Source organism: Domibacillus antri (genome assembly GCF_001936625.1).
GTDB classification, from domain to species: domain Bacteria; phylum Bacillota; class Bacilli; order Bacillales; family Domibacillaceae; genus Domibacillus; species Domibacillus antri.
Map to the genome: position 1 here is coordinate 109,000 of NZ_MSDU01000015.1, position 8,251 is coordinate 117,250.

Below are 8,251 nucleotides of genomic sequence, written 5' to 3' on the forward strand. Positions count from 1 at the left end.
CATAAAAAAGCTCAAACGGCTGAGACCGTTTGAGCTTCTTTATGTACGCGGCTGAAATTTCGCTTCAGACCGGTAAATACGCTGTCCTATCGCGGAAAACTTTTCTTCGTATTCCGTCATCACATTTCCTTCAAATCCGCTGTTATGAAGATCGAGGCTGACAAATGTGAGCAGCATGCCATATTCCGAAAAGCTTTTCAATGAATATTCAAAAAGGCCCTGATTATCCGTTTTGAAATGCACTTCGCCGCCTTCCGGCATAAGTGATTCGTACAGGTTCAAAAACGATTTATAGGTCAGCCGGCGTTTCGCATGGCGCGTTTTCGGCCACGGATCAGAGAAGTTTAAATAGACGCGGCCCACTTCCCCCTTTTCAAAATAATGAAGAAGATCAGCCCCATCAACATTCAATAATTTCAAATTCGGCAAATCCGCTTCAATTAAACGGTCCAGTGCGGTAATAATAACACTTTCATATAACTCGATCCCAATGTAATTAATGTCCGGGTTTTGTTTCGCCATCCCGGTGACAAACTGTCCTTTTCCGGTTCCCACTTCAATATGAATGGGATTATGGTTGCCAAACACTTCATGCCAGCGTCCTTTTGCTTTTTCCGGCTCCGGAATAATATATTGCGGGTGCGCCTCAATTTTTTCACGTGCCCACGGTTTATTTCTTAAACGCATCTTGCTTCGTCTCTCCATTTCCAAATAAATTATGATCATCCAGCATTAACCCGTGCAGTGCCGCAATCATTCGATTCATTTCATGAAAGCGGCTTTTGTCCCGGTTCCATTCAATCGACAGCAGCATTTGCGCCACGGCATACCATTTCATCCGCCGAAAAAAAGACGGGGTCAAATCATATCCGCATTCCAAAAGCCAGTCTGTCCATTTTTCACGTTCGACATAGCCAAACAGAAGCGTGCCAATATCCATCGCGGGATCGGCAATCATCGCTCCATCCCAGTCAATTAAAAAAAGCTCGTCTTCATCGGATAAAAGCCAATTATGGTGATTGACATCGCCATGGCAGACAACAAATTGGGATTCAGGCACAGAGGGCAGCTGCGTTTCAAGAAACCGGACGGCTGCCGCAACATCCGGATGCGTATACAGCATACCGATCCGGGAGTATATTTCATTCAGCATCATCGACGGCAAAAATGGCTGCTTCCCGAGCCGCTTTAGCATCGACAAAAGCGGGTTCGATGAATGAATTTTCCCCATCAATCTTGCTACACGCCCGGATTCCATTTCGCCCGGTGCCAATTCACGTCCGTTCATCCAATGCTGTGCGGAGATGACATCCCCATTTTCAAGCCGCTTCGTCCAGACGAGTTTCGGAACAATTCCCTCGGCTGAAAGCATAGCAAGAAAAGGCGAAGAGTTCCGTTTTAAAAACAGCTCTTTCCCTCCATGTCTAGCAAAAAATGCTTTTCCGGTTACGCCTCCTGCCGGCGTGATCTCCCAGTCTCCGCCAAGAAAATGTTCCACAATGCCTCACCTTTTTCATAAAAAAAAGACAGCAGCCGCTTCGAAAAACAATCGCTGTCTTTTTTATTTACTATTCTCGTTCCTTTTATCGTATGAAGTATTGTATCACGAATACACGCTTTCTGCCAGCTCAATTCGACAAGAATCTACCGGATAAAAACCGCACAGCTAAATCCATCCACATGACCGGTCATCAGTCCTGTTTCGAATGGCGTGATGTCCGCTTTTGAACCGGATACGATTTGATTCCATCCTGCTCCTTCCGGAAGTGAAAAGCTCGAAGTAGAGGCACCGGCATTAAAGGAAAGAAGAAGATCACACCATTCCCCAAACTGCCCGACATCTTTGAGCCAGATGGACAGCGTGTCTGCATTGGACGGCCATTTGACAGTATGATGGCAAATGTCTTCTTCTGAGCGAAGGCGAAAAGCGCCATGTTTATGCCGCAAAGTAATTAATCCTTTCACATATTCAACATTGTCAATATATTCACCGCGCCGGCGCCAGTCGATCTGATTAATGAGATCCGAACTCGTATAACTGTTTTCAACCCCATACTTCGTCCTGCAAAACTCCTGACCTGCGTGTAAAAACGGAATGCCCTGTGATAATAGAACGAATGCGGTTGCGAGCCGATGTTTCCGCTTATTTTGAATGACATCCCCCGGAAAACAAGCTTCAAGTTTGTCCCAAAGGGTATAATTATCATGACATTCGACATAGTTTACTGACTGTGCCGGCGAATGAAACAAGCGGTCAATACCGGCACACCCTGCGTTTGCGGTAAAAGCGGCAAATGCATGATCCATCAGCTGTGTATTGCCTAATGAAAAACCCGTTTCAAATAATTGAAATGTACTGCCTTTAATGGTGTCCCGGAACCGGTCGTTAAAAAACGCCGCTTCCTGAAGCTGCCCTTCATTTTGAATCGTCGCTTTTTTCTCCGCTGGAAGCGCCGTGTTTAAATCCCAGCCTTCCCCGAGAATCACAGCGTCCGGTTTATGCGTACGCATCCGTTTAACCGCTTCCTGCATCGTTTCCACGTCCAAGAGCCCCATTAAATCAAACCGGAATCCGTCAACATTGTACGCTGTCATCCAATATTCGAGTGAATCGAGTATAAATCTCCGCGCCATTTTCCGCTCTGATGCAAAATCGTTGCCGCACCCCGAACCGTTTGATGGCATTCCATCCAGACCTTGCCGAAAAAAATAACCAGGCACCAGCCGCTCAAAAGAGGACGTTTCCCGGACAAAAACATGATTATATACAACATCCATAATAACCCGCAGCCCCTTTAGATGGAACACTTCAATCATCTTCTTCAATTCAACCGAACGGGCGTATAAATCCGACGGATCTGTACTGAAGCTGCCTTCCGGGACATTAAAATAAAGGGGATTATAGCCCCAATTATAATTTGCTGTGGAGTCAATATCCGATACGCCGAAAAAATCAAAAAACGGCATAAACTGAACGTGTGTCACACCGAGAGAGGCTACATAATCAATCCCTGTCGGCTGCCCATCCGGACTTTGTGTACCTTCTTCCGTCAATCCAAGATACATTCCCCGCTGTTTAATGCCGCTTTCGGGCTGAACAGACAAGTCACGAATCGAGGCTTCATAAATGATGGCATCCAGCGGCGAAGAAAAGGGCGGCAGTGTATACCTCGGGACATTCATCTTGTCCTCATTGACAACACGTGCCCATTCACTATGGACGGATACCATTTTGGCATAAGGATCGACCGCCTCATGCCAGACATTATTAATGCGCACCTGGTAATGATAGAAATAACCTTCCGCATTTTCATTCAGTACCGCTTCAAATGTGCCGGATACACCCCGCTCCATAGGTATATAGCGGAGCGGGCTGTCCGTATGTTCTTTAAATTTCACAAATGCCTCCGTTGCCGTCGGCGCCCACACGCGAAACGTAGTTTTATGAGGCAAGTATACCGCACCCAGTTCCCCGTCATAATAAAATAAATGATCGAACTCTTCCGTTCGGATGACCCCGCCCATTTGCAGATCCGTCCGCATCAGCCGCTCATCGAGAATCACATGCTCCGTCCCAAATGCCGGCATTTCCGGCGCACGGCAGACATATTTTACCGTCGTTTCAAGCTCCTGCTTTTCAACAATTGTCATTCTCGTCACGACATGTCCGCTCTCAATATAAAAAGAAGACGATTGTCCATTATAATAATGCTTTGGCAAAAGAACGGTCACTTCATGTAATTTATCTAAATACGCGTTAAATGGACGGGTGTTAATCATTCGGATTCCTCCTCTTCCCATTCCGGGCGGCGGATGCTGATCGTATCCGCATGATCAAGCAGCGCTTTTGCCGCTTTCAGCTGAATTGTTTTAAGGGGTGATGACATGTTCCTCATATATTGAAGCCAAGTGTCAAACGCACGCTTATCAATGTATTCGATATCCGCTGGCGCACCCGGATAATCAATATAGCCATTTCGTGATAAAATCGCTTTTCTTACCGGGATATCAATTTGTTCATGGCGTAAGAGCTTTTTGACGAGCGTTTCTGTTCTCGAAAGCGGGACAATCGGACTGAGAAGCCTTATTTTCTGGTCACCATAGCGTTTCGTCCAAAAACGCTCCGGAGCCCCGGCAAAAACAGCGTTATCCTGCTCTTCTAAAAAGGTGAGGCACCAAACTTCAACCGGGGTGATCATGACTACATCCAGTTCAACGACCGCTTTTTGAAAACGAAAAACCGGTTCATATAAAACAAGGAATGTATCCGGCAGCCGCTTAAGTAAAAATTTTAACCGTTCATCGACAAAATATTTATGATCAAGCGGGGACTGGTGAAGAAGCGTCGAGCTCGCCCATTTCACCTGGAAATGATACATTTTTTCCACAAACAGCTTTTTTGCATCTTCTTCTGTGTACAAAAAAGGGGATTCTGTTTCCTTTATCGATAACATGGCCTCGACTCCCGGGTCTTGAACCTCTTCTTCCATTTCAGGCTCTGGACGTTCTTTTTTTGAAAACAGGGATCGAAACAGACCGTTTCGTTCTTTCTCAGGTTCGACCATCCAATCATCTTCCGGATTGGCAGGCGCCGTGGAAGCGTTCATTTTTTGATGCGCCCAATTTGCATGGAATTTTTCCCATTCCTGTTTTTTCAGACGGACATAGCGGGCCGGATAATGAAATAAATCATGTTCATATCGGGATATGTAATTTTGTAATTTTATTAACTGCGCCATGGCATTATTCCTCTTTCCTCGTGTTTAACAAAAACGACCATTTTTTCGTATACCGCGGTTCGTGTAAACTGTTCGTTTCATACAGAGCGATTTCTTGGATGTGAAAAGAAAGCCGTTCCGGTTCATCAGCTGCTTCATAAGGCTTCTCACCGAACCATTTTCTCGCTGTGGTTATGTGAGGACGGAACGGTTTTTTATCCAGAACAAAACCAGCTTCCCCGCATGAATCCGCCACCTTTGTCTGCAGGTGAAACAGCTCTTCCGGTTCATCCGTTCCCATCCAAAAAATACGGGGAGATAATGATGGTCCAAACGTCTGGAACGATGTTAGCGATAATGGAAAAGATTGTATATCCTTTAGACTTTTCTCGATATAGGAGCATGCTTTTTGAAGTTTCTCCTTTTCCGCTCCGCCGAGGAAGGACAGCGTAATATGATAATCATCAGGATGTGTAAACCGTTTGAACGGGAAATGACGCCGGCTCATTTCCTGGAAAATCGCTTGTTTTATTTCATCTTGTATGACCACAGCGAAAAAATAATGCGGCTTCATGTTTTCCACTCCTTATTTCGTCTTATTCTTTGTTTAGTTTAACAAAAAACAAACAAAGTCATTTAGGGTTTTTATTCTGCGTATATTCATTGGATTTATATAAATGATATGGTTTAATAAAAGGAAACGGAAAGGGTGACTTTAAATGAAAGTAGTAAATAATATAGCCAGTTTGATCGGCGATACACCTGTCGTCAAATTACAGCGTCTGTCACCTGAACATGGAGCGGACGTCTATGTCAAACTAGAATTTTATAATCCGAGCAAAAGCGTAAAAGACCGCGCCGCTTATAATATGATGATTGAAGCAGAGAAATCAGGAAAGCTGAAACCCGGTGCGACGATTATCGAACCGACAAGCGGAAATACAGGTATAGGCATCGCAATGAATGCCGCTGCCCGCGGATATAAAGCCATTCTCGTCATGCCGGATACGATGACGAAAGAGCGAATCAATATATTGAAAGCGTACGGCGCAGAAGTCGTTCTCACACCAGGCGATGAAAAAATGCCCGGCTCCATCCAAAAAGCGATCGAACTGGCGAAAGAGATTCCAGACAGCTTTATACCGATGCAGTTTGACAACCCGGCAAATCCCGATGCTCACCGAGGTACAACATCAGCTGAAATTATTGATGCAGTCAATCAAATCGGCAAACATTTTGCCGCCTTTATTGCCAGCGCGGGCACAGGCGGTACGATTACCGGTACAGGTGAAGAATTAAAAAAGCAATATCCTGAATTAAAGGTACATGTCGTCGAACCGGCCGGATCACCTGTGTTATCAGGAGGCAAGCCCGGTAAACATAAACTTGTCGGTACGAGCCCCGGCTTTGTACCAAAGACATTAAATACAAATGTGTACGATTCCATTTTTAAAATTGAAGATGACGATGCTTATGAAATGACACGCCGTTTAGCTGCCGAAGAAGGCATTTTGCTCGGACCTTCCGGCGGAGCCACTTGTTTTGCGGCCATTGAAACAGCCAAAACCTTAACAAAGGATGATATCGTCATCTGCATTGCACCCGATACCGGTGAGCGGTACTTATCAACAGACGTCTTTCAATATGAATGATTCTCTTTATGGGCTGTCTCCAAAATGGATGGAGACAGCCCTTTTCATTTCTATAGCCGGATTTCTTGCAGTTTGGGCCGGATTTTCTGATTTTAGGCCGGTTTCCTTGTCATTTGGGCCTTCAGGAGGCGGAATTCGGCTTTCAAATCCATAAATCGGCCTAAATGGCTCACAATCCGGCCTTCCCTCCGCACTTATGGGACACTTTTTTGATGAACGGCAAGGCTTTTTTGTCCGCTGCGCCATTTATTCTTTCTTTCCGGCAAGTTCAACAATCGCCCGCGCATAAATGGCGGCCGCCTGCATTAAATCCCCTAAAAAAGCATATTCATCTTTTTGATGCGCAACATCCGGACGGCCAGGAAACAGCGCACCGAATGCAACACCTGTTTTCAACGCCCGCGCATATGTCCCTCCCCCGATGGACAGCAGCTCCGCTTTTTTTCCTGTTTCCTCTTCGTATACGTACTTTAGCGTTTTGATAAACGGATCATCCGGCTGCACGTAATGGGGCTCACTGTTTGACACAATGCGGCAAACAGCTTGTTCCTTTTTTAATCGCTTTGTCAGCTTTGTCATTTCATCGTCAAACGAAAAAGACACCGGGTAACGGATGTTTATACCAATATGCGCCACCTTCTCTTTCTCATACCGGAAAATCGCCGGATTTAATGTCACATCTCCCATTTCCGGGTCAGCAGCGGCCAGTCCGAGCGAATGCCCCCGCGTGTCCCCATAAAAATGACGCATGATAAACTGAATATAAGCAGCGCCCGCCGCATCGAGACGTTGTCTGTCCAAAAAAGCAGCTAAAGACAGCGCGGCATTTTGACCAAGATCAGGCTCCATTGCATGGGCAGATTTCCCTTTCATTTCAAGGACAACCATTCCGCTTTCAATATGATAGCTGCCATCCAAATGGTGCTCTTCTATATATTCTGTGTAGTTTTGCAAAAAAAGTGTATGGTTTTGATCAATTAACAAGGAGACCCGGGCAAAATCAGGGACCATATTATAACGGAGGCCTGAATCAAATTTGGTGATCGATACCTCTGCTTGATCCGGTTTTGGCAATAACAGCTCCACGTCTGCGTCCGCAATGCCTTTTTCCGCAAAAATAATCGGAAAATCTGCGTCCGGCGCAAAGCCCGCATCCGGCATTTCTTCCGTTTGAAAGTAGCGGCCCACACATTGCCAGTCACTTTCTTCATCCGTGCCGATAATCATCCGTACCCGCTTTTCAAGCGGAATACCAAGTTCTTTCACGATTTTCATCGCATAATAAGCAGCCATCGTCGGACCCTTATCATCGATTGCCCCGCGGCCGAAAATTTTACCGGATTCCAGCTCACCGCCAAACGGCTCCCGCGTCCAGCCGTCTCCAGCAGGTACAACATCAACGTGGCATAACAGGCCGATCAACCCCTCTCCTTCACCCATTTCAAGATGGCCGGCAACATTGTCTACATTTTTTACGGTAAACCCATCTGTTTCACCGAGGGTCAGCATATAATCAAGTGCTTCTTTCACCGATTTTCCGAATGGCGCATTCTTTTCCCCCGTTGCGCTTTTTACACTCGGAATTTGTATAAGCTTTTGAAGATCGGCTGTAAACTGATCCCGACGGTCGAGTATTTCATTCATCCAATTCGTTTTATTCATTAAAACCCCCCCATGCTCTATATTTTACAATGGATCGAATCGGCAAACCAACTTCACTTCCCTTATTGATATTTTTAAATTTTCTGAATATATATTTATAACCATTATTTTTACCGGTTAACGGCATAATATCATTAAAAAAGGGTAAATTTAACACGCGTGTTGATTATGAATAATCTTCCATAAATAAACGACAAAAAAGAGATGCCATCTTGTAAA

7 protein-coding genes are annotated in these 8,251 nt (G+C 45.3%); 1 reads left to right on the forward strand and 6 read right to left on the reverse strand.

Annotated features, from left to right (window positions below):
- Window positions 1–39: 39 nt before the first annotated feature.
- From trmB to thpR, 5 genes are all read right to left on the reverse strand, one after another.
- A complete protein-coding gene (trmB, locus tag BTO30_RS08660) occupies window positions 40–687 on the reverse strand; it encodes a tRNA (guanosine(46)-N7)-methyltransferase TrmB (protein ID WP_075398328.1) in 648 nt (215 codons plus the stop codon).
- Window positions 671–1,498 carry a phosphotransferase family protein gene (locus BTO30_RS08665; protein WP_075398329.1) on the reverse strand — a complete coding sequence of 276 codons (828 nt, stop codon included), beginning with the start codon at window positions 1,496–1,498 and terminating at the stop codon, window positions 671–673. The genes trmB and BTO30_RS08665 overlap by 17 nt, the downstream gene beginning before the upstream one ends.
- A 146-nt stretch (window positions 1,499–1,644) precedes the next feature.
- Window positions 1,645–3,780 (reverse strand): type I pullulanase, encoded by a 2,136-nt coding sequence (gene pulA / locus BTO30_RS08670; RefSeq protein WP_075398330.1) that lies wholly within the window; start codon window positions 3,778–3,780, stop codon window positions 1,645–1,647.
- Entirely contained in the window at window positions 3,777–4,739 is a 963-nt protein-coding gene (locus BTO30_RS08675) for an NERD domain-containing protein (RefSeq protein WP_075398331.1), read from the reverse strand. Before BTO30_RS08675 ends, pulA begins: the two co-directional genes overlap by 4 nt.
- 4 nt (window positions 4,740–4,743) lie before the next feature.
- The gene (gene thpR, locus BTO30_RS08680; RefSeq protein WP_075398332.1) at window positions 4,744–5,292 is read right to left on the reverse strand and encodes an RNA 2',3'-cyclic phosphodiesterase; all 549 of its coding nucleotides are present in this window, start codon (window positions 5,290–5,292) and stop codon (window positions 4,744–4,746) included.
- A 145-nt stretch (window positions 5,293–5,437) separates the two neighbouring features.
- Between thpR and cysK the strand changes: the two genes are divergently transcribed.
- The gene (cysK, locus tag BTO30_RS08685; protein ID WP_075398333.1) at window positions 5,438–6,370 is read left to right on the forward strand and encodes a cysteine synthase A; all 933 of its coding nucleotides are present in this window, start codon (window positions 5,438–5,440) and stop codon (window positions 6,368–6,370) included.
- Between the two features lie 246 nt (window positions 6,371–6,616).
- On the opposite strand, the gene pepV is transcribed toward cysK, so the two are convergent.
- On the reverse strand, window positions 6,617–8,032 hold the full coding sequence (pepV, locus tag BTO30_RS08695; RefSeq protein WP_075398335.1) for a dipeptidase PepV: 1,416 nt from the start codon (window positions 8,030–8,032) through the stop codon (window positions 6,617–6,619).
- Between the last annotated feature and the right edge of the window lie 219 nt (window positions 8,033–8,251).

Excerpts from the sequence above, each read along its gene's own strand:
- trmB (WP_075398328.1), bottom strand. The coding sequence starts at position 687 with ATGCGTTTAAGAAATAAACCGTGGGCACGTGAAAAAATTGAGGCGCAC.
- pulA (WP_075398330.1), bottom strand. The coding sequence starts at position 3,780 with ATGATTAACACCCGTCCATTTAACGCGTATTTAGATAAATTACATGAA.
- BTO30_RS08675 (WP_075398331.1), bottom strand. The coding sequence starts at position 4,739 with ATGGCGCAGTTAATAAAATTACAAAATTACATATCCCGATATGAACAT.
- thpR (WP_075398332.1), bottom strand. The coding sequence starts at position 5,292 with ATGAAGCCGCATTATTTTTTCGCTGTGGTCATACAAGATGAAATAAAA.
- cysK (WP_075398333.1), top strand. The coding sequence starts at position 5,438 with ATGAAAGTAGTAAATAATATAGCCAGTTTGATCGGCGATACACCTGTC.
- pepV (WP_075398335.1), bottom strand. The coding sequence starts at position 8,032 with ATGAATAAAACGAATTGGATGAATGAAATACTCGACCGTCGGGATCAG.